Source organism: Corynebacterium mustelae (assembly GCF_001020985.1).
Classification (GTDB): domain Bacteria; phylum Actinomycetota; class Actinomycetes; order Mycobacteriales; family Mycobacteriaceae; genus Corynebacterium; species Corynebacterium mustelae.
The window spans coordinates 1,049,658-1,074,183 of the sequence record NZ_CP011542.1 but is presented as its reverse complement, the minus strand read 5'-3'; the positions used below and the strand labels follow the sequence as shown (position 1 = coordinate 1,074,183).

20 protein-coding genes are annotated in these 24,526 nt (G+C 52.2%); all 20 read right to left on the bottom strand.

Annotated features, from left to right (window positions below):
• Positions 1–481: 481 nt before the first annotated feature.
• The 20 genes from CMUST_RS05045 to CMUST_RS04950 all read right to left on the bottom strand — a co-directional run bounded on the left by CMUST_RS05045 (position 482) and on the right by CMUST_RS04950 (position 24,523).
• Positions 482–1,123 (bottom strand): ABC transporter ATP-binding protein, encoded by a 642-nt coding sequence (locus CMUST_RS05045; RefSeq protein WP_047261598.1) that lies wholly within the window; start codon positions 1,121–1,123, stop codon positions 482–484.
• Complete coding sequence (locus CMUST_RS05040) at positions 1,120–3,120, bottom strand: hypothetical protein (protein WP_047261597.1); 2,001 nt, start codon at positions 3,118–3,120, stop codon at positions 1,120–1,122. The genes CMUST_RS05045 and CMUST_RS05040 overlap by 4 nt, the downstream gene beginning before the upstream one ends.
• Positions 3,121–3,783: 663 nt before the next feature.
• Positions 3,784–4,689 (bottom strand): 4-(cytidine 5'-diphospho)-2-C-methyl-D-erythritol kinase, encoded by a 906-nt coding sequence (locus CMUST_RS05035; RefSeq protein WP_047261596.1) that lies wholly within the window; start codon positions 4,687–4,689, stop codon positions 3,784–3,786.
• A gap of 5 nt (positions 4,690–4,694) precedes the next feature.
• Positions 4,695–5,546 (bottom strand): 16S rRNA (adenine(1518)-N(6)/adenine(1519)-N(6))-dimethyltransferase RsmA, encoded by an 852-nt coding sequence (rsmA, locus tag CMUST_RS05030; protein ID WP_047261595.1) that lies wholly within the window; start codon positions 5,544–5,546, stop codon positions 4,695–4,697.
• A 213-nt stretch (positions 5,547–5,759) separates the two neighbouring features.
• Entirely contained in the window at positions 5,760–6,539 is a 780-nt protein-coding gene (nagB, locus tag CMUST_RS05025) for a glucosamine-6-phosphate deaminase (RefSeq protein ID WP_047261594.1), read from the bottom strand.
• A 9-nt stretch (positions 6,540–6,548) separates the two neighbouring features.
• Entirely contained in the window at positions 6,549–7,700 is a 1,152-nt protein-coding gene (locus CMUST_RS05020; protein ID WP_083987420.1) for an N-acetylglucosamine-6-phosphate deacetylase, read from the bottom strand.
• Complete coding sequence (locus CMUST_RS05015; RefSeq protein ID WP_047261593.1) at positions 7,697–8,587, bottom strand: ROK family protein; 891 nt, start codon at positions 8,585–8,587, stop codon at positions 7,697–7,699. Before CMUST_RS05015 ends, CMUST_RS05020 begins: the two co-directional genes overlap by 4 nt.
• A gap of 19 nt (positions 8,588–8,606) precedes the next feature.
• Positions 8,607–9,305: a FadR/GntR family transcriptional regulator gene (locus tag CMUST_RS05010; RefSeq protein ID WP_047261592.1), complete on the bottom strand. Its 699-nt coding sequence runs from the start codon at positions 9,303–9,305 to the stop codon at positions 8,607–8,609.
• A 53-nt stretch (positions 9,306–9,358) separates the two neighbouring features.
• Complete coding sequence (locus tag CMUST_RS05005; RefSeq protein ID WP_047261591.1) at positions 9,359–10,042, bottom strand: N-acetylmannosamine-6-phosphate 2-epimerase; 684 nt, start codon at positions 10,040–10,042, stop codon at positions 9,359–9,361.
• Positions 10,043–10,061: 19 nt separating this feature from the next.
• A complete protein-coding gene (locus CMUST_RS05000) occupies positions 10,062–10,982 on the bottom strand; it encodes a dihydrodipicolinate synthase family protein (protein ID WP_047261590.1) in 921 nt (306 codons plus the stop codon).
• 40 nt (positions 10,983–11,022) lie between these two features.
• Positions 11,023–11,856, bottom strand: a complete 834-nt coding sequence (locus CMUST_RS04995; RefSeq protein WP_047261589.1) for an ABC transporter ATP-binding protein — start codon at positions 11,854–11,856, stop codon at positions 11,023–11,025.
• A gap of 19 nt (positions 11,857–11,875) precedes the next feature.
• Positions 11,876–13,900: a dipeptide/oligopeptide/nickel ABC transporter permease/ATP-binding protein gene (locus CMUST_RS04990; protein ID WP_201779237.1), complete on the bottom strand. Its 2,025-nt coding sequence runs from the start codon at positions 13,898–13,900 to the stop codon at positions 11,876–11,878.
• Positions 13,901–13,902: 2 nt separating this feature from the next.
• On the bottom strand, positions 13,903–14,868 hold the full coding sequence (locus tag CMUST_RS04985; protein ID WP_047261587.1) for an ABC transporter permease: 966 nt from the start codon (positions 14,866–14,868) through the stop codon (positions 13,903–13,905).
• A 175-nt stretch (positions 14,869–15,043) separates the two neighbouring features.
• Positions 15,044–16,663 (bottom strand): ABC transporter substrate-binding protein, encoded by a 1,620-nt coding sequence (locus CMUST_RS04980; protein ID WP_047261586.1) that lies wholly within the window; start codon positions 16,661–16,663, stop codon positions 15,044–15,046.
• 318 nt (positions 16,664–16,981) lie between these two features.
• Positions 16,982–17,587, bottom strand: a complete 606-nt coding sequence (locus CMUST_RS04975; protein ID WP_144414128.1) for a CAP domain-containing protein — start codon at positions 17,585–17,587, stop codon at positions 16,982–16,984.
• 293 nt (positions 17,588–17,880) lie between these two features.
• Entirely contained in the window at positions 17,881–19,029 is a 1,149-nt protein-coding gene (locus CMUST_RS04970) for a resuscitation-promoting factor (RefSeq protein WP_047261584.1), read from the bottom strand.
• A 164-nt stretch (positions 19,030–19,193) separates the two neighbouring features.
• A complete protein-coding gene (locus CMUST_RS04965; RefSeq protein ID WP_047261583.1) occupies positions 19,194–20,036 on the bottom strand; it encodes a TatD family hydrolase in 843 nt (280 codons plus the stop codon).
• Between the two features lies 1 nt (position 20,037).
• A complete protein-coding gene (gene metG, locus CMUST_RS04960) occupies positions 20,038–21,870 on the bottom strand; it encodes a methionine--tRNA ligase (protein WP_047261582.1) in 1,833 nt (610 codons plus the stop codon).
• 14 nt (positions 21,871–21,884) lie between these two features.
• Complete coding sequence (gene rsmI / locus CMUST_RS04955) at positions 21,885–22,730, bottom strand: 16S rRNA (cytidine(1402)-2'-O)-methyltransferase (protein ID WP_047261581.1); 846 nt, start codon at positions 22,728–22,730, stop codon at positions 21,885–21,887.
• Between the two features lie 32 nt (positions 22,731–22,762).
• Positions 22,763–24,523, bottom strand: a complete 1,761-nt coding sequence (locus CMUST_RS04950) for a BCCT family transporter (RefSeq protein ID WP_047261580.1) — start codon at positions 24,521–24,523, stop codon at positions 22,763–22,765.
• Positions 24,524–24,526: the final 3 nt, after the last annotated feature.

Here is a 24,526-nt window from a genome sequence, read left to right as displayed (position 1 = left end):
AAAAATTGTAAGTGTAGCGAGATAAAAACGCACAGTGAATATTTCAGTGTAAGCGGTGGATAATCACTCCTTATCCACCGCAAAGCTCTGGTGTGCCGTCTTATTGTGACACACTCACTCTCGTTATTTCTACAACCTCCGCTTCCATGCTGTCAGTGCATAGATTCGGGACTCAAGCATCGCACAACTGCCACGTGATGGGTAACCGGTGCGGACTCCTAACGGGACAGCTCGACCTATTCGTGGCGTGATGGTCGGCTTCGTGGCCTAAAAGACGAAAAAGTCGAGTGCCGGTGTGACCACCGGACTAACAGCCATTGCCCGGTGAAATACTTAAGAAAAGCTCATACGGAAAAGTTACGTCCACACCATAAAACCACCAGGTCACCATACTCGGAGCTCACCCTAGTACCAGCTAGGGCGGAGGTCAGGCAAATACGCCCCTTGGACTTGGGGTAGCCACCACCACGTGATGCGAATATTAAGACCTGTGTTTCTTTGCTAGTTTGATGTGGTTATCGCACAGATCCATCACTTTCGGGTCGTGAGTAGAAATCACTACGGTGGCACCAGCGTCGGCTTGCTCCCGTAACGCGTTGATGATGATTGCGGCATTTGCTTGATCGAGTGAACCGGTGGGCTCATCACACAAGATCAGCGAGGGCTTACGGACATACAACCGAGCGATACTCACGCGTTGTTGTTCCCCACCGGAAAGCGAATGCGCGGGATACTTCTCATATCCGGCCAAACCAACCTTTTTGAGTGCACTCGCGATCAGTTGTTTCCTTTTATGTAATTGATCTAGTGGGATAGCAACTGCAATATTGGCAGCGACGGTTTCATTGTCCATAAGTGCGTAGTCTTGGGCGACATAGCCCAAATGCGTAGCTCGAAACTTACGGGTCTTTCGAGCGTTCATGGTAGTGACCTCACGCCCCTCAACCAAAATTGAACCGCTGTCGGGTTTATCGAGCGTGCCTAAGCAATTCAGCAAGGTGGTTTTCCCACAACCAGACGGGCCCGTCAGTGCCGTCAGCTGCCCATTAAGCGCCGTGAAACTCAAGTTTTCCCATAGGGTTTTGCGGTCGAAGGCTTTATTCAGATCAGTGGCAGTAATCATGACAGTTTCCTAGAAATTGTGTAGATACTCAAGGCAGCTGATGTGGCAATGCTACTACCGATCGCGGCAACCACCCACGGGCTTAACACATAGGAAGCTAAAATATCCGGCATAAAGATGCCCGCTGGCGTGGCGGCGAAGCGTCGATAAGCAATTATTTTCTGCAACAGCAATAACGCGGAACCTATAATCACTGCCAGATCCCACCATGCCACCTTTCGGTAGAAACGAGATGGCGGTAGCCCAAAAATACGATAGTTGCGGGCTCGTTGGGCGTAACTGAGTACCAAAAGGCCGCCGTAGGCGAAGCCGAAAATGCAGATCAATACCAGGCTTGAGATCAGCCCAACGAAGCTCATGGACCGAGAAATTGCCAGATCATCGTGGTTTTCTTTCCATTTCTGCACCAATGGTACTGCTTGGTAGAAATGATTCTTCAGTAGTTCGTCACTGGCGGTGAACTGCTTGAGCTGCGCAAGCGATTGAAAGCTAATGGAATTATTGGTCAACCCGGCGCTGACATTGTAATCGGAGATCCCCCGAAGATCATCGGGAACCACTATCACCACTGGTGAAATCAACACTGCTCGCGGCTGGTAAACACCTTCCCCAGCTTGCCAGCTAAAAGCGTTATAGTCCTGGTTAACAGTCTCCATGACGCACACGGAGGGTTGTTCATCACACAAGGGGATATGTGCGCGAACATCTTCCAATGCCTGCGGTTGCGTCGGTGGTGCTATGACGACGATGGAATCAGCCGGGTGTGTGTCTATCGCGGACAAGATCTCGGTCGGAAGCGATTTTACTGCCGTAGTGCGGTTATACGTGATGGAATCAAATACGTCATCGGCACTGAGATCCGCTGCAGATAACTGGTTTTCTCCTCTTGCCTGTTTCACCTGAAAATTGTGATAGTACAATTCGCCAGCTGCAGACATCGCACGAAGCTGCTGGGAAATAGGGGCAACAGCGTCACGCACAGTGTCGGCGTCAAGAGCCCCATTCACATAGGTTTTGTAGCTTGGAGGGTGCTGCTGCCAGGCCTTGAAATCTTCCATCTGCAACCGGTATTCCGTGTTATAGGCGATCGCAAGCGAAGCCCACGACAAGCAAATTCCCACCATCAGGATTCTAAGAACTGCGGCAAACCCCAAAACGGGACCGGCCTTGAGCCGCCCTTTGAGCAGCGGCGTGATCGGGGTTAGGGAGAGCAATCCCATGCTAAGAACGAGGGTGAGCGCTATTGCGCTAAGCAACACACAACTAAAAACCAGAACGTAACGTCCGAATTGATAGCCAATGTCAAACCCACGCCAGATGCCAATAATCCCGGTTGAAACGGCAAGCACCAGCACCGTCGCTACCAGAATTGGGGCAAAAATCCTCAAGACTATTCGGATAATTCCCTGCCCGTGCAGCCGTGCAATACCGCTGCCCTTGGCATGCGCAAACGCCAAGAAGAAGGCAGCACAAATCACGGTTCCCACGCCAAGTGCTAGAAACTTGCCCAGGTCACCGCCAAGTAAAAAGCTCCACTCTTGATTGTCAATAAACTTAACCGTGGCACCTAGGGACGAAAGTTCATTGTGCACTAGCTCGTGAAATTCTGATGGGCCTTCCACAACATAGGTCACCCTAGGGTCTTGCGCTGGGAGTTGTTCCAAAGGTAAAACAACCAGCTTTTGGCCAGGCCAGATTCCGTCATAGCTGGATTGCCCGTTGGTAGTATAAAGCGCGAATTCACCACCAAGATCCTGCGCCGCCAACACGGAAATATCGTATCCGTGCTCATCACTAAGTTGTTGAAGAGCCGCAAAAATCTCAGCGGATGACGTTTCCGCATCAACGGAAGCGATTTGTAGCGCCGCAGTAGTGCGCGGGGTGGCATTGCTAAATGCTAATAAACACGACCAAAAAGCAGAAATGACGCTAAAGCACACCACCGCCGCTATGCAGATGAGCCGAAACAGTTTGTGATTGTATAGTTGCGAAGTCATGCAAACGCCTTATTTCATTCCAAAACGGAGGAAAGTAGCAGTTTTAATTTTACCTAAGCATTCCTCACGGTCAATAGGGTTTTCTCGCCGGGGAACTATGCGTGAATTTTTAGCTGTGGTTACGGTGGCGCTGGGGAACGGCACGAGTATCGTTGCGTTTGCTAGGCGGGGGACATATAAGAACTTTTGCATGACGACATGTAGCTCGTAGCGAATTTGACCAACTTGCAACAAATATATTCAGAAATGCTAGATGTCGTCTATGCTCCTTTCCCATAAATTGAAAGAGGTTTTCTCGCCAAAAATACCCTCGCAGGGCAACAAACTCGGCATCACGGTGAAAATATTACTTCCGCTACACGAACACCCGTCGCTGACACAAATATCCACCACACAAAATTCAATAAAACACCCCAGCGAGAAAACCTCGATAAGTGCCAAAACTATTAGTGGGTATTTCTCACCATAGATACAACTGACTCTGCTATTTATCGGTTACAGGAGTAATGGTTGTTCGCGCAATAGAAGAATGACATAAAAACTGGTGCCGATCGATTGTGTCTTTTCGGTTAGTTACAAATTGCGAAAGGACCCACGTAAATAATCAGGACTATAAAACACCAAGATAGAAAATTACTTGCAGTTTTCTTTTCCTTGAACCTGCTAGTGCCCTTCCAAATAAGCACCCTTAGCCGGGCTGGTTGTCACCGCCACGGCACTATGCAGCGATAATTCTGCGGCTACCTCCTGAGCTGATTGCGCATCGGCACATAAAAACGCGCAGGTAGGACCCGATCCTGACACGATGCCAGCCAACGCACCCGCTTCTTCGCCCAGCCGCAGCGTCGTGCGAATTTCTGGTTGCAGACTGATTGCAGCGGGCTGTAAATCGTTATGAAGTAGTCCCGCGATGGTTTCTGGGTTACCTGCGGCCAGCGCCTGTTGCAATTCGGTGGAATCTAGGTGCGGGGTATGCCCTAGATTATCCAAGGTACGGAAGACATCGGGGGTGCTTAAACCAGCTGAGGAAAAAGCCAATACCCAATGCAAGGTGGCACGGTTTAACACCGTGGTGAGGTTTTCGCCGCGCCCGGTACCGATCGCAGTGCCGCCAAGCAGGGTAAATGGCACATCGCTACCCAAATCAGCAGCAAGTTTTAATAGCTCTTCCTTTGTCAGCGGGGCGCCGATCAGGTGGTTTGCCGCAAGCAACGCGGCAGCCGCGTCAGCACTGCCGCCCGCCATGCCACCCGCGGTAGGAATCTTTTTCGTAATGTCGATGCATACTGCAGGCAGCGCCGCCGGATCCGGCGCAGCGGCAAAAACAGCAGCCACCGCCCGCCACGCTAAATTGGTTTCATCGGTGGGAACGCCACGAGTGGCGCAGGTTAATTCCAGGATTTCACCTGGCAAGCCGTCCATAACCTCTAAAGTGACTACGTCGTGTCGATCAACAGACTGAAAAATCGTCACCAGGTCGTGGTAACCGTCGCTGCGTAACGATCCGACGCCAAGGTGTAGATTGATTTTCCCGTGAGCGTAGGCGGTAACAGTGGTTGGGGGGTACATGATTTTTATGGATGCCCTTGTGCTAGTCGGATGTAGTCGGCAATGGTGAGTGTTTCGCCTCGTAGAGTGGGGTTAATTCCGGCAGCAATTAGCGCCTCTTCGGCGGCAGCTCCGGAGCCATACACACCGGTGAGCGCCGCGCGCAGCGTTTTGCGTCGTTGCAGGAAGGCGGCGTCGATAAGCGGAAACACGCGTGCCTTCAACTCGGCTGGATACGGCCGCACGCAGTCGATGCGTACCAGTCCGGAATCGATTTTCGGCGCGGGCCAGAAGACGTTCTTGCCAATCGCGCCGGCTTTGCGCACGTCCCCGTAGAAGGCCGCTTTGACGCTGGGGACGCCATAGATTTTATTTCCTGGTTGCGCAGCTAGCCGGTCAGCGACTTCGGCTTGCACCATCACCAATACTCGTACGATGGTGGGAAAAGTTTCTAAAAAGTGCAGAAGTACTGGTACGGAGACATTATATGGCAGGTTAGCTACCAACGCAGTGGGGTTTTCGATGTCCTCGGCTGTGATGTCTAAGGCATTGCGTTCGATAACACTCAGTCGATCGACGTAGTCGGGCGCGTGCTTTTCGACGGTTTGCGGTAACTGTGCAGCTAATCGATGGTCGATCTCCACTGCCGTTACTTTAGGGGATTTTTCTATTAACCCTAGCGTGAGCGACCCGAGTCCAGGACCAATTTCGACGATGTGGCTACGGGTTTCATCATCTAATTCAGCGGCGGCAATAATCATCCGGACAGTATTGGGATCATGGAGAAAATTTTGGCCGAGCTTTTTGGTGGGCGTGACATCTAATGTCTCCGCCAACGCCCGAATGTCGGCCGGTCCCAATAATTGTATATTGTCCATGAGAGTCTAATTTACCCGCCAACCACGAACGATGGGTATTATCCCCAGCATGTCTTGATAACACTTTGTATTCAGAATATCCGCTGGTGAAATGCACCTATCAGAATTTTATCTATCAATCATAAACCCGTATCAAAGGGCCATGGGATTGGTCGGTGCCCTAGTGCTTAGCACGGGAAGAGGGCACCCTACCAAAGCTACTGACGGATCGAACTACCGCCAGGCCGGATTGTTTTCAAACGCGAAGCGATAGTACTCCTTGTGCTTAAGTTTGGCAGCGGCTGCTTCATCACAAATCACGGTTGCGTGCTGATGTAGCTGCAAAATTGAGGCTGGGCAGTGTGCTGATACCGCACCTTCAACTGTTGCCGCAATCGCATCGGCCTTATTCTCGCCAGTTGCCAGCAAGAGCAGGTGTCCGGCTTCACCGATGGTGCCCAAGCCCTGGGTGAGAACCCGAACCGGCACATCTTCAGCCGAGCCAAAAAACCGGGAATTATCGGCGATGGTTTGTGGATGGAGAATTTTCATCCGAGTACGAGAACTGAGCGAGGAACCAGGCTCGTTGAAACCGATATGACCATCGGTGCCGATCCCCAGCAATTGGATGTCGATACCCCCAGCATCCCGAATCGCAGCATCGTAGGCTTGGCCCGCTGCGGCAATAGCAGTCGGATCCGGATTGGTGCCGTCCGGGCTAAACACCTTTGCGTCATCAATATCAACGTGACTGGTTAGTTCCCTCCGGATGGTGGCGTAATAGCTTTGTTCGTGTTCTTTAGCCAATCCGACATATTCATCCAACAGGAAGGCAGTGCAGTCGCTAAAACTCAAGCCCTCTTCGTTATGCCGCCGGATGAGTTCTTGGTACATGGCAACCGGTGTTGATCCGGTGGCTAGCCCCAACGTTTTTCCACCTCGGATGTATTTTTCGAAGATATTGGCAGCGAACTGCGCAACAGCAGCCCCATCCTGGGCGATGATTATTTCCATGTGATTTTCTCACCTTTCATTAGGTAATGCCTCTATAAGTTCGCCGCGCCGATACACTTCACGCAGCGTTAAATCCTCTTCCATGACGACAACATTGGCGTCTTTTCCAACCGCAATATCACCAGCATTAAGTCCCAATAGGTCAGCAGCCGTAGAACTGACCAGACCCACCATGTCGCTTAACGCCCAACCGTTGGTGGTATGCCGCCGCAGCTGGTCATAAATAGTGGAGGTACCGCCCGCTATGGCGCCCCCATCGCTCAGTCGTGCCACACCATCAGCCACGGTAACCGCTAGCGCCCCTAACTGATAATCACCGTCAGTCATTCCCGCGGCTGCCATTGCATCCGTAATGAACATTGAATTTTCCGGGGCGCAGTTGCGCACCATTTCGACGATCCCATCATGCAAATGCACCCCATCGGCCACCAACTCCACCACAGCCTTACCCCGCGCCGCAGCATCAAGTAATGCCGCCGCGGCTCCCGGTTGCCGGTGATGAATCTGTGGCATTGCGTTAAACAAATGGGTAGCGGTTACTGTCACGCCTTTTGCAATCGCATGCTCTATCACCTGCCAGGTGAGATCCACACTAGCGTCAGTGTGTCCCAACGATGCGATGATGTTGTAGTCGGCGCAGACGTCGATAAGCTCTAACGCATTGTCGGTTTCGGGCGCGAAGGTGACCGACCGCAAAAACCCCCGGCCAGCTCGTGCTACCTTCTCCAACAATTCGGGATCGCCTGGGATAATAGCGGCTGGGTCCTGAGCCCCACATCTACTGTGATTAACAAACGGGCCTTCCATGTGCACCCCAACAATTTCGCCTTCCTCGGCAAGACCTGCCAAAATGTCGGTTTGTCGCAGCAACACCTCCCTTGGTGCAGAAACTAGCGAAGCGAGCAATTGAGTCGTGCCAAACGCGAGGTGATGTCGGGCTGCGCGGCGGCATCCTTCACGATCAGAATTGGGAAATGATTCACCAGCGCCACCATGGTTATGGATATCGGTGAAGCCAGGGAAAATAATCGGCAGGTTGTCATGCTCTGTATCAGCGGCTAATTCAGTAATTTCCGTAATCTTTCCGCCCGATATAGTCAGTGTTGCTGGCGTGGGTTCCGGGTATCCGCGCCGGACAATCTTGCCAGTGATAGTAGTCATGAGAGTTCTTTCGACAGCACGTTGCGTGCCAAGTGCGCTGCCCCTACCAGGGGAGCGTTGGTTCCTAGCGTTGCTTGCGTGCAGGTTACTGATGAATGGGAATTAAGCAGTTGGGAATGAATGCCGGCTGCAAACGGCTCTAGGATTTCCGGCAAGGTACCTACTCCCCCGCCCACGACCACCGCGTCAACGTCGTAAGCAGTGATGAAACCACCTAACGCCGCACCAACACACCGCATGGCATCGGTGATGGTAGAAATAGCAGCTGAGACACCGGACCGGTAATCCGCCATGACGTCTTCCAACCGGTCAGTCCCGTAGGCTTTAGCCATAGCTGGGCCGGAACCGACGTTTTCAATACGATCGCAACCGCCATCTGGCGTTGGCCCTAATAAATATGCGATCTCGCCACGACTGAAATGCGGCGAATCTATCAGTTGACCAGAACGAACGATCGCTCCGCCGATTCCTGTGCCGATGGAAACAAACAACACTTCTTTATCGGCGCCGATACCGTAGACGGCTTCGCCTAGGCCCATCACCCGAACATCATTGTTAACGGCGGTGGGCAGGCCACAAATGGATTGAATCCGATCCTGAACGTCGGTGCCCTGCCAGTTAGGCATGGTGACACCAGAGTGAAGAATAACCCCATCACCGACAACCCCCGGGGCGCCAACTCCGATCCGTTGGACTTCCCACCCCTTTGTGCGGGCAAATTCTTGCTGTTCGGTAATAGCTGCAATAGTTTCGGCCACCACCACTTCCCCGCCTTCCTTGGCTCGGGTGGGGCGTACCTGTCGATTATGAACAATTGTTGGTTGTGAGTCTTGGACAATGCCAGTGGCAATTTTGGTGCCACCGATGTCGACGGCAATAGTGACCATGTTTGACCTGAAGTTCTTGTTATAGCTTCGCTACTGCCTCACGCAGTGGCGTGTAGTGGTTGTGCACAGCGGCCCGGAATGCCTCTACATCTTGCGAATGTAAGGCACGCACAATGTCGCCGTGGGTTTCAATGGTGCGTTCCACGTCGGCTGATACCGAAATATTCAACATCGGAACCACTTCTGAATGAATCAGCCACAGTGCTTCGGATAATTCCCGAATAAACGCATTGCTGATCGGCTTCAGCAACAAGGAATGGAACTGCTGATCTTCCTTGGCGAAATTCCCGTGATCCTCAAAAGACGAACGCATATTGGCAACGATCCCCATGAGCTCACCGATCGTTTCGGCGGTATGAACACGCATCAATTCTTCGGCCACGGAGACCTCGAAGGCTTGCCTGGTATCTACTACTTCAAGTAGGTGTGCCGCCGAATGCGCGGTATCTAACGTTACCCGCAACACCATGCCACGTACCAGTGGCGACAGGGACATTTTGGAGATGAAAGTTCCCTGTCCCCGGCGAATTTCTACGATGTCAAGGGATTGAAGAGTACGCATGGCCTCCCGAACTGAGGACCTAGAGCAATCCAATTCTTGGCACAGCACGGTCTCGCTTGGCAAGACGTCGCCGATTTGCAGCCGGTGGTCTCGGATGTATTTTTCGATGCCTTCGACGGCAGATTGAGTGGTGCTTTGCGCCAGTGCTTTAGTCATCTTTTCATCATCCTTAAAACCGAACCGTACCGATATGATGTCTTCTTTTGAGGTTAGCGTGAAATGGCCTCGTTAAACCAGCGAGTGATAGATGTGGGGTGGGTTATAGCGGTTCCGACACAGGCAGCGTGGATAGGGCGGGTGAAAACTTCAGCGATATCCGCCACTGTGTGAATCCGTCCTTCCACAATAATTGGGGCGGAAATTCGCTCGCATACGGCGTCGATAAGTTCGAAATCGGGTCCCGGTGTTTTTGGCCGATCCCCGGTATAGCCAGCCAAGGTGGTTCCGATAAAATCGGCGCCCGCTTCCTCAGCGGCCAGGGCATCATCAAGACTGCCGCAGTCCGCCATCACCGCAACACCCGGAAATTCCTCATGAATCGCGCGACATGCATCAGCAAAAGTACCGCCCAAGCGGGGGCGAGAAGTTGCGTCGATAGCAACAACGGAAGCCCCCGCCATGGCGCACGCACGAGCATGCGCCACCGACGGTGTGATGTACACTCCGTCATGCCCATATTTGATGAGGCCGATTACGGGGGTTTCCACAGCTTGCCGGGCAGCGGCAATGTCTACCACCCCTTGTACCCGAACCGCAACGGCACCTCCTTCGACTACCGCCTGACACATCCGGGCGGTAACCTCTGGTGTGCGTAGTGGTTCGCCGGGATATGCCTGGCAGCTGACAATCAACCCTTTGGTCTGGGCGATGATACTCGAAAGATCGGTGCTCATTGCTTCACTTTCCTATCCGTTAATCCAGCACGCCTGTCGCGCGCAGAATGTCCGCGATGCGGTCGACGGTCTCGCCTTCTAAGGTGCGAACCGGGGCAGGCATGGTATTGGAAGCAAAAACCCCCTGTACCATCAATGCGGTCTTGAACGACCCTACGCCAGCACCAAAACCCTGAATGTCTTCTGGAGCGAACACGATGCGCATAAGCTCAGCTAACCGGTCTTGCTCACTGCGCACTGTTTCCCAATCGCCAGCTTGGTATGCCTGCCACTGTTTGACGTAGCCAACCGGATCGACGTTGCCCAACCCCGGCACGCAACCGTCCGCACCTGAAAGATATGCCCCATCGACCACAACCTCATGGCCGGTGAGAATGGTGAGCGGATGCCCCGCTTTTTCATTGTCCTGGCACAGGAAGCGGAACGCAACATCATCACCGGAAGAGTCCTTGACACCAGCAAGAACCCCTTCGGTACCGAGTTTCACCAGCAACGAGCCTGGAAGCTTCGTGTGTACGCATACCGGAATATCGTAAGCGAAAAGTGGCAGGTCCACTGCTTGCTTAACCATGCGGAAATGTCGTTCTATTTCTTCCAATCCCTGAAGCGCATAGAACGGGGCGGTAACAACAATCGCATCAGCTCCGAGCTCCTGGGCCACTTTTGCGTGCTCAATCACCCGTAGCGTTTCGGTGTCGATGCAGCCCACCATGACCGGTACCCGGCCAGCGGCGAATTCCACTGCAGCCGCGATGATTTCCCGCCGACGGGCATCGGTGGAGAAAACCACCTCGCCGGAGGAGCCAAGAACAAAGAGCCCGGACACCCCGGCGTCGACAAGCTTGTCGATCAGCCGCTTGTAACTGTCGCGGTCAAACTCCCCTGTTTCGGTTAATGGAGTAACAACAGGTGGAATGACCCCACGGAAATCCGTAGACATGAATGAACCTTTCATAAGTTAGTGAACAAACGTGTGAAGCTTAAAATGCGCTGTGTGGCTCTTGTACTAGAGATGGAACCGCCGACAGCAGCATCCGGGTGTAGTCGTCCTTAGCATTCGTGAAAATATCATGTGTGCTTTGCTCTTCGACCACTTTGCCTTTATTCATCACCGCGATCCGATCCGAAATAAACCGAACCGTATTAATGTCATGTGAGATGAATACCAGGCCCAGACCTAGTTTTTCTTTCAAATCGGTTAGCAGATTAAGCACCTGGGCACGAACCGAAACATCAAGCGCTGAGGTTGGTTCATCCGCGATGATGATGTCTGGCTCCAAGACCAAGGCACGCGCTATAGCGACACGCTGGCGCTGACCGCCGGAGATCTGTCGCGGTAACACTTCCAGAGCAGATTGCGGGAGGCCAACAAGATCAAGCAACTCCTTGACCCGCTCAACCCGCGATTGCGGCGTTCCGATACCATGAATCCGCAATGGGTCTGTCAAAGCATCGCGCACAATCATTCGCGGATTAAGTGCAGTCGCAGGGTCTTGGAACACGACAGAAACTGCACGTCCAATCTCTTTGCGGCCCGATGCGTTAAATTTTGCCTGCTCGCCCCGAAATAGAACTTCACCCTTGGTGGGTTTTTGCAGCCCCACCATGACCCGCGCTGTGGTTGATTTACCACAACCAGACTCACCCACGATGCCCAGGGTTTTACCTTTGAAAACCTTCATACTGACGTCATTGACAGCATGAACTTTGTCCGGGCGGAATAGCTTACCCGTGCGTGACGTGTGGATAACGTGCACATTTTTTAGTTCAATGACGGGAACATCATGGCTCGTAGCAGTACTAGCATTAGTCATTGTTCTACCTCGTTTTCGCTTACGTATGCTTTTCGACGAACTCAGGCAGCTCGGCGTACCAATGCTCCGGCCCCACTTCCACCATCACTGTTGGAGTATGCAAACCAACAGTTGGGTGGGAAGACCTCGGCGCGAACCGATCGCCATCGACAAATTCCCGCGGGCTTGGCACGGTTCCTGGAACTTGATGCAAATGCCCTGCACCGGATTCGATGGACAACACCGCGCCCAACAAACCCTTGGTGTATTCGTGGGTCGGATTCATCATCAACTCCGCCGTAGGAGCCTGCTCCACGATCTGCCCCGCGTACATGACCGTCACCCGGTGTGATACCGATGCGACAAGGGCCAAGTCGTGAGAAACGAACACCATGGCGAAACCCAGCTTCTGTTGTAACTCGTGCAGCAAGTCGATAACTTGCTTTTGCACCGTCACGTCCAGCGCCGTGGTTGGCTCGTCTGCGATCACCAACTTCGGATCGCGAGTAAGCGCCATAGCAATCAACACGCGCTGTCGCTGTCCGCCAGACAATTCGTGTGGGTAAGACTTGAGGGTGCGAACCGGATCCAATCCCACCAGTTCCAAGAGTTCTTCGGCACTACGGGTGCCACCTCGCTTGGTCAGCTGTTTCATTTGGGCAGAAATCAACATGGAAGGATTCAGTGAGGAGAGCGCATCCTGGTAAATCATGGCAATCTCATGACCACGCAATTCGTTGTGCTCCTTGGGGTCTATCCCCACCAATTGCTTGCCATTAAAATTAATCTCGCCCGTTATCTCAGCGGTGTCCGGCAACAATCCCATGATGGTCATCGCGGTAATCGACTTACCGCAACCAGATTCACCCACCAAGCCCATGGTTTCACCTGGACGTACCGAGAAACTCACGTTATCAACGATGGCGACATCACCGTGGGCTGCCGGGAATTTAATGGAGAGATTCTTTACCTCCAATAACGGAGCCAGAGCTAGATTCTCCTCCGAAAGCACCAACCGGTCATTTCGGTTCATTTCCGAAACCCGTAGGGCATTGAGTCGCTCAGCCAAAGAATCTTCCTGACGGACATACTCCGCGACGATCTTCTCATTTGTCTTTTCAATCTCAGCGGCAGTCGGCTTCGCAGCATTCATGTTCGTCCGGGCCCGTGGCGCAGCTAGCGCGTCGGTCAGCCCTTCAGACAAAACGTTCAACGACAAAGTGGTAATCAAAATCATGAGCCCAGGGAAGAACGTTGGCCACCAACGACCGGTGGTCAGCAACTGCTTTCCGTCAGCCAAGATATTGCCCCAGGACGGATTAGGAGGCTGAACACCAGCTTGGATAAACGACAGGGATGCTTCCAGCACAATGGCATCAGCAACCAATACCGTGGCAAAAACCATGATTGGAGCTATACAGTTTCTAGCCACATGTTTGAACAAAATCCACCAGGTTCTCGCACCCATAACTTTGGTAGCTGAGACGTAATCTTCACCGAATTGGCTCAGAACATTCGCACGAACAATACGCGAGAGCTGAGGAATATAAAGGAAGCCGATAGCAAAAACAATCACGCCAACCGACTTACCCAGCGATGCAACGAACACCGCCACCAGCGCAATGCCAGGGAAGGACATGATGATGTCCAAGATGCGCATGAGGACTTCGGAGACAACCTTGCCAGCGGTTGCCGCGATCGAACCCAAAACCGCTGCAATAGCCAATGCCATCGCGGTGGAAAGTAAACCAATGGCCAGTGAATACCGTGCACCATAGGCTACCCGGGAAAAGATATCCCGGCCAGTGCCATCTGTGCCAAACCAGAACGTTGAATCAGGAGCCACCGAAGGGTTGAGCAGCCCATCCTCTGGCACCGGATATATTTCTGGATCAAGCGGAAGAGATGTTGCTAGAGGGTCAAACTTGGAAATCACCGGAGCGAAAATCGCAAGCAGCACCACTATAAACAGCACGCCAATGGCAATCCGCGATCCGACGGACATCTTCGACTTATTGAATCGAAGCCCCGGCACGCTAAGCTTTTCTGTCATTTTCCGCCGAATCATTAGATGCTCCTAATCCGCGGGTTGACCAATACATACAGCAGGTCAACGATGATGTTGATAAGAATGAAAGCGATAGAAACCGTCAGCGTAACGCCCTGCACCAAGAACACGTCGTTACGAGTCACGCCGTCAAGAATCAGCTGACCCATCGCCTGGATATTAAAGATGATCTCGATGACCACCGCGCCACCCATAAGGTAGCCCACCCGCAGGCCTAATACGGTAATCGGGGTGATGAGTGCATTACGTAATACATTGCGCCCAATGACAACGGGCTTCGGAATTCCCGCACCAATTGCCGTACGAACATAGTCCTTATCTAATTCCTCGACCATTGCGGTACGAACCACGCGAGTCAGAGAACCTGCAACCGGAACTGCCAAAGCGAAGGAAGGCAAGAACATGTTGTTGATATAGGTAGCCGGATCTTCAGAAAACGGCACCCAACCTGAAATCAAGGCCGGGAACCAGCCGGTACCCGATGGAACCGTGCCGAAGGCTTGAATGAGCAAGATAGCCAACCAGAACGATGGCGTGGCTAACGATGCAATCGATAGAACCCGAATCAACTGGTCTGGCCAGCCATCCCGATACAGCGCAGCGATCACACCGAGGGTAAAGGAAATCACCATAGCGATGATCAAACCAACAAACGTCAGCTGCAACGTAATAGGAAACGCCGCCGCAACCAATTCAGTAACGTCAGTGTTGCCTTTGGAAGTCCCTAAATCGAAACGAAGCAATCCCAGCAAGAATTGGAAGTACCGTACTAAGAGCGGATCGTTGAGACCGTGTTCTTCCCGGTATTGGTCAATAGCCTCCTTGGTTGCGGATTCACCTAAGGCCAGCCGAGCCGGGTCAGCGGGCGAGAATGACATGACGAAGAACACTAAGAAAGTCACACCCAATACCATGATGGGGAGTGCCACCAGTCTTCTTCCGATCAGTCGGATGAGATTTGACACAGCGAAATGCTCCCTTCGCAAGAAATGAAGCTTTTGGTTTGTACAGTCGGTTTTAAAAGGTTCACTAATGAACTGAAGTTGTGTAGTTATATTCCCCCGGAAGTCTTAGGAAAATCCCCCTGTGCAAGTAGAGTGGGCGGCGCTCATGGTAATGCAGCGCCGCCCGGCGGTCGCCTTACTTCAGACCGACGTCAACGAAGGACAGGCCGGTTAATGAGATAGGCTCAAAGCCGTCAAGTGCTTCAGAGTTCCACGCGGATGGGTTCTTGCGGTGGAACAGTGGGTAGAGCGGAACCTCGTCGGAGATAAGGTCGAAGATCTCGTGCCACTTAGCTTCCTGATCTGCACCTTCCAACCGAGCTGCCTCGTCAAGCAAGGTTTGTACCTTGTTGTAGGAGTCAGATCCCTTCCAATGCATGCGGGAATCCGTCCAGGTATCGCCCGCATACCACCACCGAAGCAGTAGGTCGGCGTCTGCACCGAATACCGAGGGGTCACCAGGAGCGATGACGATATCCCAGTCGGAGGATGCATCGATCTGGTTATACAGATCAGCAGACTTCATTTCGGTGAAATCAACCTTCACGCCTGCGGCTTCGATGGATTCCTTCAGCACAGCGGTACATGGCTTTACCCAGTCGTGGTTGGTTACCAGCATTTTGACGTCTTTAAGGCCAGTAGCACTAAAGAGCTCAGTGGCCTTCGCCATATCAAGGGCATAGACGGTAGAAGCCTTCTTATAGGAAGCATGGTTTTCCTGAACGAAGCAGGATGCTGCGGTTGCTTGTCCAAGCATCGCGGTCTTGATGACCTTATCCATGTCGAAGGAGTACATGATGCCTTGACGGTTCTTCAGTTCCTTCATTGCAGAATCTGCGCCATTATTGAACATGACGAATAGCAAGCCGAAGCCCTGAACTGAATCAACGTCGGAGCTTGCCTTCACCTGGTCGATAGACAGGTATGGAACTGAATCGATCGCATGGACCGACTTCGATTCAATTGCGTTGGTGCGAGTAGAAGCATCAGGAAGGATTCGCCACGACATCTTGTCAGCCTTGGCAGGTTTCGGACCAGTGTAGTCGGCGTTCTTTTCAAATACGACGGTAGAAGATGCTGCACCGTTGTCGACCATCTTCCATGCACCGGTGCCTACTGGGTTGGCGTCGAAAGCCTTGGCGTCTGCCTCAACTGCGGCCTTTGGCACGATCTTGACAGTTGCCAAGCGTTCCTTGATCAGGCTGAATGGATACTTCAATGCGAAGGTAACGGTGGTGTCGTCTTTCTTCGTTACCGAGTCAATGAATGGAATGAAGGAAGCGTAAAGAGAGTTGTTATCTGGGTTGAGTACCCGTTCAAAGGAGAAAACAACGTCTTCTGCGGTAACTTTTTCACCATTGTGGAATACCGCGCCGTCACGGAGTGCCACTTCGACGGTTGTGTCATCAACCTTGGTGGGTTCACCCTTAGCAAGCGCAGCGTAGACGGTGCGGTCTGGCGTTGGCGCTATTTCATAGAGACCTTCCATGGTGTGCCAGTTAGCTGCGACGGTCAAAGCCGAGGTGGTGGTCATTGGGTCGTAGCCGTTGGTTCCAAGCTCATAGGAGATGCCAGCAGTAATTTCGTTGCTAGAGCCGGAGCCAGTTGCAGACTTTGAGGAATCAGCCTTGCCATCGCCGGTCTTATTGTCGCCGCCACATGCACTTACAGTGGCAGCGATTCCTGCGGCTGCGGTGAATACGCCAGCCATCTTGAGAAAACCACGGCGATTCATGCCTTCTGCGGTATTCGTCATGTTCCAACCTCCTAATGAGTTACGCTCTTTGCGTTGAGTTGTCGGACGTCTGATGTCTTGTCTGTGAGTTTACTAAATGACACAGTGTGAAACAATGGACACCAATCACAATTCAACCTGATCAGTTAGCCACCTCACAAACTAGTGCCATTATTGCAGTTCAGAACCATAAAATACACATCTCAATATCACTGTGCCCACACCCCCTTTTTTACCCCTTTATATATACGCCGAAAGGCCTGGCACTTGTGGTACCAGGCCTTAACTTTCCCACAGGAAAGGGTTAACTCTTAGGACTTGCAGTCTTTTTAATGTGCACTAGTTGGCAAATTGGAGCACGTACACAACACCCCACACCGGATGTTCTGCCACACCCACTCCAAAGTGCGGCGTATCACCATAACCGTGTGCACTTTGCAGATTTACCCGGTGCCCATGGGAGTTATGCCACCGATTGACGATGGTATTGGGGGCACCACCAGCTGCGATATTTTCGGAATTCCACACCCCTGGCGTGCCGTGATGGAATGCACCCGTTGCTGCCAAGTGATTTGCCCAGTCCTGGGCCGAACGATCCAAGTGCGCTGCGCGAATGGAGGGTTTTGCAATGACGGCTCGGTAAGCAATCACATCATTTGCGATCTGATTGCGGGCAGCTTCTCGCCAGCCGCCATCTCGTACCAAAGCGCGATCAACTTGTGGATTTGCCGACATGTCAGCACCAACCGAGTAGTTGACCTGAGCATTCGGGATTGAAATCTCCGGCATGAGCGAATTGACAGAGATACCGTCGGAGCCCGTGAAACCACCGAACGATGATTGTGCCTGGGCTTCAATTGCGGCAACCGGATTAAGGACACTGATGAGACCAAGTGCGGTCGCCGCTACTAGCGTGCGCACCTTAGCGCTTTTTGAAGTACTCATGGCCGCTACAATAATCACAAAACAGTAACGATTGCAAAGTGAAACCTATAAGCTGGGCTTTTTTTAATCCAAACTAGCAATGACGCTACAGTTTTGACTAATTATTATTAGAGCAGAAAACACCCCATTGCACAAAAATTGCTACAAGGATTTACCGGGTAATTTAAATTAAAATTCTTTCATCAAGGGCGGTAAAGTGAGAAAATTAGTGAAAAATTTTTAATAAGTTTTACCAATAACAAAGAAGCCACAGCCGCTACAAGACAAGTCGTAGCAACTGTGGCTAATAGGACTTAACGTAAGCCCATTTTCGCGGTGCAAGCAGGCCAAGCACCCCAACCCTGTGCAGCCTGAACTTTTTTAGCAACAGCTATCTGCTCTTCCCGGGTGGCCATGTATGCGTACGGAGCATATTCTCCACCTCCATACGCAGTCCATGTTTGCGGATGGAATTGCAGACCACCGTGGAAACCATTACCAGTGTTAATAGACCAATTTCCAGTAGATTCGCATTGAGCCAACGTATCCCATACGGAACCGTCTGGGATGGCAGGCGCGGTGGAAACTTTGGTTCCCCGAGAAATGGTGGCAGCTACCGCCGGAACCAAAATTTCTTCGGCAACAATTTCATTTCCCGTTTCAATTCCATTGGTCTTAGTGATCTTTCGGGTAACATCTCGCTGCCCGGCAACCGCCTCCGTCACCACCTTTTCTATGCCCTGCAGCACATTGGGGTCGTCGACAAACTGCGGCTGTTCTTCATAAGACTCCACACCACTGATTTCTTCGATGGTGACGCGGTCTACCGAAATGCGCTCATTATTGCCCACTGGAGATTCCAGCGATGGTGTAACTTTGTCATGCGCGCCAAGTTTGATGCCACGTTCCTTTAGCACGTCGGCGACGGTGGCTGCAGCAAGGGAAACGTGTGCGGTTTTTGTCCCGTCGGTGATCGATACGATTTTGGGCGTAACTACATCCACGCTCATACCGGAATCTCGCAGTTTTGCATCAACCGGAGCGCTTAGCCCCAATGCCTTCAGCGCCGCTGGGATGGAATCCATTTGCTCAACCAGCTCACCAACGGTAACAGCATTGGTGCGGATCACTTCCTCTTTGCCGTCGATAACTACAGCAACCTGCTTCAAAGTCCGAACCGTGATAATCGATGCGTCTGCTAGTTTTTGGCTTGGTGCCGGAGAGACGATGTCTTCATCCTGCACTTCAATTCCAGCATCGCGGAGCGCTCCTGCAACGTCACTAGACAGGGTGGACAGCGTTATTTCTTCACCATTGAGGTCAACAACAACATCTTTTTTGTAAGCAGCAACTGTGACGCCGCCAATAACAAGAGTCGCCAACATTCCGCCGGTGGCTAACCGCAATGGGACTGAACGAGTAGCGTTCAAATCGTTGATTCGGGTTTTCTGGCGAATGGCCATTTATTCACTTTCAAAAATTAGCGGACAAGTATTCAACTTTTATAACAATACGGCAACATTTTAAGCTTGTCCACTATAAGAGCTGCTCAGATGCTATGTTTTTAGACATTTCCGCAGCTCGATGCGATTAACATCACAAGAAATAACTTAAAAGCACGCTTATGTTATTCATCTAGTTGATACACCCGATTGAAGTTACGATTAAGCTGCGCAGCTAACTCCGCCACCGCTATTTTCCGCTCCCTGGCGATACACAACGCGGTGTAGCCGATAAACTGTGGCTCATTCCGGCTGCCTCGAAATGGCTCCGGTGTCATATACGGCGCGTCTGTTTCGATGAGGATTTGCTCTATCGGAGCCAAAGCTGCGATCTCACGAAGCTCAGCGTTGCGTTTGAAAGTGACATTACCCGCAAAACTCAAGATATATCCTCTATCCAGCGCCATCCGCGCATACTGCATCGGCGAGGAAAAACAGTGCAAAATCGTATCTCGCGGCGTAGGGGCGTCGGCAAGCACAGCAAAAAGCTCAGCATCAGCGTCACGGTTATGGATCATCAATGCCTTATCTGCCTCGACCGCCAGATCGATATGCCAGCGCAGCGCCTCTTCCTGCACACCAAGCGGTGCCGTCGTCTCGGGCGCGTGAGTTATCCAATAGGTATCCAGCCCGGTTTCACCAATAGCAACGCATTTCGGATCAGCTGCCATTTCGCGTAACCGGCTGCGAGCGGCATCATCTAATTCGCCAGCTCGGGTCGGGTGGATAGCACAGGCCGCAACCACCGCCGGGTTTACCTGAGCTGCGGCTAACGCCAATTCCGCCTCCGCCAACCCATCACCCACCGTACAAATATTTGTCACTCCAGCTGCCGCCGCACGATCGACGATCGCCGCAACCTCGGCGGCAGATACTGCACCACACGAGGCGAGGTGCGTATGGGCGTCGATAAGCTGCGGGATCGTCTGCGCGGCGCTGGGCTTTGGCCTAGGTTTTTTCTTCGCCATGTTACTGCTTTTCGACGGGTGCCCAGGTGGGACCGGTCTCGGCCAATTCCGGATCTAACTTGGCAATCAGCGGTTGAGGCTTGGACAATTCCACGCCTGGTACCATCTCGATCCGGCGCCACACCGCCTGCTGGTTAGCGTAGTCGCCCATAATCACCGGATAGGTCGCCCCCTGTTCCGGTAGCCCCACGCCTACCGGCTCGGTCGGCATATCATCAATCACTTCCACAATTTCCGGTTGGGCGGCCCACACCCCGGTTCGGCCCAAGGTTTCGTGCACCGACTGGGCAATATGCGGAAGATACGGAGTCAGCAGCACATTAATATCGGAGACCACCTGCAATGCAGTCCACAAAACCGTAGCCAAGCGATCACGTTGGGTATCGTCCTTAGCCAATTTCCATGGTTCTTGCTCCGCTATGTAGGCGTTGGCCTCCCCGACCACATGCATCGCCTTAGTGATCCCCTCTTTGAAACGTGATTGGCCTATAGCCTGGCCAACCGTTTCAAAAGCATCGGCAGCAGTTGTAAGGATCGCCTTATCCGCATCGACAAGCTCGCCCGGGGTAGGAACCACACCAAAATTCTTATAAGCCATGGACACCGTGCGGTTAATCAAGTTGCCCCACCCGTTTGCGAGTTCATTATTGATTCGACGCACAAATTCGTCCCATGTGAAATCCGTGTCGTTATTTTCCGGGCCTGCCGTAGCAATGAAATACCGCAGCGGATCTGGACCAAATTCCGCCAAGAAGTCCTTGACATAAATCACCACACCCTTGGATGAGGAGAATTTGGATCCAGACATGGTCAAAAATTCGGACGAAACCACTTCGGTCGGCAGATTCAATTCACCATACGCACGCAGCTGACCACCTTTAGCCCCTTTCCCCTGGTAACCCAGCAATTCCGCGGGCCAAATCTGCGAATGGAAGGTGATGTTGTCCTTACCCATGAAATAATAAGACCGGGTACTAGGGTCAGTCCACCACTTCTTCCATCCATCCGGCTCACCTACTCGAAACGCCCATTCGATCGAGGCGGATAAATATCCAATCACCGCGTCAAACCAGACATACAGCTTCTTCGATGGGTTTTCTTCCCATCCTTCCACTGGGATCGGAATGCCCCAGTCGATGTCCCGGGACATCGCGCGCGGCCGCAAATCTTCGAGCAGATTGAGTGAGAACTTCAGCACATTAGGCCGCCAGTCCTTACGCCCTTGAAGCCACTGGGCAAGCGCATCCGCAAGCGCTGGTAAATCCAGTAGGAAATGTTCAGTTTCGATGAATTCGGGAGTTTCCCCGTTGATCTTTGACACCGGATTAATTAAATCTGCTGGGTCTAGCTGGTTTCCGCAATTATCGCACTGATCTCCTCGGGCACCATCCGCACCACAAATCGGACAGGTACCTTCGATGTAGCGATCCGGCAAGGTGCGACCCGTTGATGGGGAAACCGCCCCAAACGTCGTTTCCTTAATCATGTAGCCGTTGTCGTACAGGCCCTTAAATAATTCCTGAACCACCGCGTAGTGATTGCGGGTGGTGGTTCGGGTGAATAGATCATAGGACAAGCCAAGCCCTGCCAAATCTTCAACGATCTGGCGGTTGTAGCGATCAGCAAGTTCTTTGACAGAAATTCCTTCTTTATCCGCCTGCACCAAAAGCGGCGTGCCGTGCTCGTCTGTACCGGAAACCATCAGCACGTTCGCACCTGACATTCGTTGGTAACGAGCGAAAACATCCGATGGAACACCGAAACCCGCCACATGTCCTATGTGGCGGGGGCCATTAGCGTATGGCCAAGCAACAGAGACGAGCACATTATTCATGGTTTACTACCTTATCAGCGTGACTCTAAAACAGCGTTGTAGAGTTCTTTCTTACTCACCCCATGGATCTGCGCCACGTCCGAGCACACGGTCTTTAACCGTTCTCCTTGAGCAACCCGAGCATTAACCTCGTCGACTAGATCGGACACATCAACCACCTTGGTGCGATCTACCCCCGCGATTACACAGGTGATCTCACCTTTGAGCCCGTCCGACGCCCACGCAGCAAGTTCTGATAATGTGCCGCGCTTTACCTCTTCAAATTTCTTGGTTAGTTCCCGCGCCACCGCTGCTTGACGGTCTGCGCCTAAAATGTCAGCCGCTTCCGCTAGGGTATCTGCGATACGGTGTGGCGATTCGAAGAAACACACCGCGCGCTCTTCAGTTTTCAATGATTCCAACCATGCCCGTCGCGGCCCGGACCTACGCGGCGCAAAACCATCAAAGGCGAACTTCCCCACCGCTAACCCCGATAGCGCAATCGCGGTGGGAACAGCTGATGGTCCAGGAAAACACGTCACGGGAATACCCGCGTCGTGGGCAGCCTGCACCAGCGGGAAACCCGGATCAGAGACAACCGGCATGCCAGCATCGGTGATAACCGCAACACTGGCATGCCTAGCGTGTTCTATAAGTTGTGCTACCCGGCCGTGCTCATTGTGATCAAAATTGCTCAGCACTTGCCCCCGAATACTAACCCCTAGCGCCTGCGCCAAATTGCGGGTGCGACGAGTATCTTCAGCCGCAATAAAATCTGCCTGTGCCAGCGCATGAGCCAGTCTGGGGCTAGCATCAGCAATATTGCCAAGCGGAGTAGCCACAATGATGATGCCCACCGGCAACGGTTCTAATTCATGCATGGTTATAGTGTGGCACGGTGGCGTCGAAAAGCTTAGTTCTTAACCCGTTTTTTCGCTTTTCGACGCTCTTCGATCCGTCGCCGCCGCTCATGATCCAAATGAATTCGCCGCTCCCGGGCCAATTTCGCCGCAAATCGTTGCTGCTCACGGTAATCGAGATAAATTTCATCGTTACGCAAATCACCAACGATGGCGAACATAAGGACGAAGATAACAACAAGGAACGGCGAAGCCGCAATGATGGTGATGTTTTGCAAATTACTTAAGACATCGTCGCCACCGCTAATAAGCATCGTCATACCGATCAGCGCAACGATAATGCCCCAACCTGCAGAAATAAACTTATTCGCATCAGTTTGACCACTTTGACTCATAGACCCCATCACCGTGGAAGCTGAATCCGCAGAAGTGATAAAGAATGTCGACAACAGAAGTACAGCGAGCACCCCAACAACTTGGCCACCAGGGAAGTTTTGCAACAGCGCGAAAAGCTGATCCTGAGCCACCCCGTCACCCCAAATAGATTTACCTGCCTGATCAAGGTGAATCGCAGTTCCACCAAAAATAGCAAACCACACCACGCTCACCGCCGATGGCACCAACATCACACCAAACAGAAATTCCTTAATAGTGCGGCCGCGAGAAATGCGCGCTAAAAACATACCAACAAACGGACTCCACGAAATCCACCAGGCCCAATAGAAGATCGTCCAACTTCCCAACCAGTCACCAGCAGTACCGTCCGCAGACTCGGCGGTACGACCTATCATTTCAAAGAAATTAGAAAGATACGCGCCAAGAGACCCTGGTATGAAATTCAAAATAGTGACAGTTGGACCCAAAACAAACACGAAAATTGCAAGCAAAGCAGCCAGCAACATATTGGCATTAGAAACATACTGGATGCCCTTACCCACACCGGACATCGCCGACAACAAATAACACAAAGTGAGCACCGACACGATCGTGATAATGGTCGCCATGGAAGGATCAGAGACGATACCAGCCGCCCGAAGCCCCGCACTGATTTGCGTCGCCCCAACACCTAAAGAACAAGCAGTACCAAAAATGGTGGCAATGATCGCCAAAATGTCAATAATACGACCAGGCCAACCCTTGGCCCCACGCTCCCCGATGAGAGGAATAAACGCCGAGCTTAATAACTGGCGCCGACCGAGCCGGAACGTTGAATATGCGATTGCGAGCCCGAAAATTCCATAGATTGCCCACGGATGCAACGTCCAGTGCAGCAAAGTTGAACTCATTGCCTTGCCCACATCTTGCGAACCATACCCAGGCACACCGGAACGATAGTGGTTAAGAGGCTCTGCGACCCCATAGAACATCAAACCAATACCCATACCAGCCGCAAACATCATCGCAATCCAGCTGACTGTCGAAAACTCCGGCGCCTCATCTTTTCGCCCCAACTTGATCTGGCCGAAATTACTCAGCGCGATGACGATAGCGAAAACCAAAAACACGGTCGTACAGAAAACAAACGCCCAACCGAAATTACCGATCACAAAACTCAATGCGCTTGCCGAAAAATCTGAGAAACTACCCGGCGCCAACAATCCCCACGCCACAATGGCAATGACAATAGCAAAAGTCGGAATGACCACTTTGAAGTCGATCCGCGCCTCAGAATCCTCGCCTTCGAAAACGATCTCGGGTTCCGCTGGAACCTCGACTGGCGGTGACTCCAACATCTCAGCCAATTGCTGAGTCGCAGTCACTTCAGTCTCCTGAGTCGAAACAGGTGTATCCGGTGAGTTTATTGATTCGGTCATAAA

What these genes read in the sequence shown, in the direction of transcription:
- CMUST_RS05045 (WP_047261598.1), bottom strand. Translation starts at nt 1,123, where the DNA reads ATGATTACTGCCACTGATCTGAATAAAGCCTTCGACCGCAAAACCCTA.
- CMUST_RS05040 (WP_047261597.1), bottom strand. Translation starts at nt 3,120, where the DNA reads ATGACTTCGCAACTATACAATCACAAACTGTTTCGGCTCATCTGCATA.
- CMUST_RS05035 (WP_047261596.1), bottom strand. Translation starts at nt 4,689, where the DNA reads ATGTACCCCCCAACCACTGTTACCGCCTACGCTCACGGGAAAATCAAT.
- rsmA (WP_047261595.1), bottom strand. Translation starts at nt 5,546, where the DNA reads ATGGACAATATACAATTATTGGGACCGGCCGACATTCGGGCGTTGGCG.
- nagB (WP_047261594.1), bottom strand. Translation starts at nt 6,539, where the DNA reads ATGGAAATAATCATCGCCCAGGATGGGGCTGCTGTTGCGCAGTTCGCT.
- CMUST_RS05020 (WP_083987420.1), bottom strand. Translation starts at nt 7,700, where the DNA reads ATGACTACTATCACTGGCAAGATTGTCCGGCGCGGATACCCGGAACCC.
- CMUST_RS05015 (WP_047261593.1), bottom strand. Translation starts at nt 8,587, where the DNA reads ATGGTCACTATTGCCGTCGACATCGGTGGCACCAAAATTGCCACTGGC.
- CMUST_RS05010 (WP_047261592.1), bottom strand. Translation starts at nt 9,305, where the DNA reads ATGACTAAAGCACTGGCGCAAAGCACCACTCAATCTGCCGTCGAAGGC.
- CMUST_RS05005 (WP_047261591.1), bottom strand. Translation starts at nt 10,042, where the DNA reads ATGAGCACCGATCTTTCGAGTATCATCGCCCAGACCAAAGGGTTGATT.
- CMUST_RS05000 (WP_047261590.1), bottom strand. Translation starts at nt 10,982, where the DNA reads ATGTCTACGGATTTCCGTGGGGTCATTCCACCTGTTGTTACTCCATTA.
- CMUST_RS04995 (WP_047261589.1), bottom strand. Translation starts at nt 11,856, where the DNA reads ATGACTAATGCTAGTACTGCTACGAGCCATGATGTTCCCGTCATTGAA.
- CMUST_RS04980 (WP_047261586.1), bottom strand. Translation starts at nt 16,663, where the DNA reads ATGACGAATACCGCAGAAGGCATGAATCGCCGTGGTTTTCTCAAGATG.
- CMUST_RS04975 (WP_144414128.1), bottom strand. Translation starts at nt 17,587, where the DNA reads ATGAGTACTTCAAAAAGCGCTAAGGTGCGCACGCTAGTAGCGGCGACC.
- CMUST_RS04970 (WP_047261584.1), bottom strand. Translation starts at nt 19,029, where the DNA reads ATGGCCATTCGCCAGAAAACCCGAATCAACGATTTGAACGCTACTCGT.
- CMUST_RS04965 (WP_047261583.1), bottom strand. Translation starts at nt 20,036, where the DNA reads ATGGCGAAGAAAAAACCTAGGCCAAAGCCCAGCGCCGCGCAGACGATC.
- metG (WP_047261582.1), bottom strand. Translation starts at nt 21,870, where the DNA reads ATGAATAATGTGCTCGTCTCTGTTGCTTGGCCATACGCTAATGGCCCC.
- rsmI (WP_047261581.1), bottom strand. Translation starts at nt 22,730, where the DNA reads ATGCATGAATTAGAACCGTTGCCGGTGGGCATCATCATTGTGGCTACT.
- CMUST_RS04950 (WP_047261580.1), bottom strand. Translation starts at nt 24,523, where the DNA reads ATGACCGAATCAATAAACTCACCGGATACACCTGTTTCGACTCAGGAG.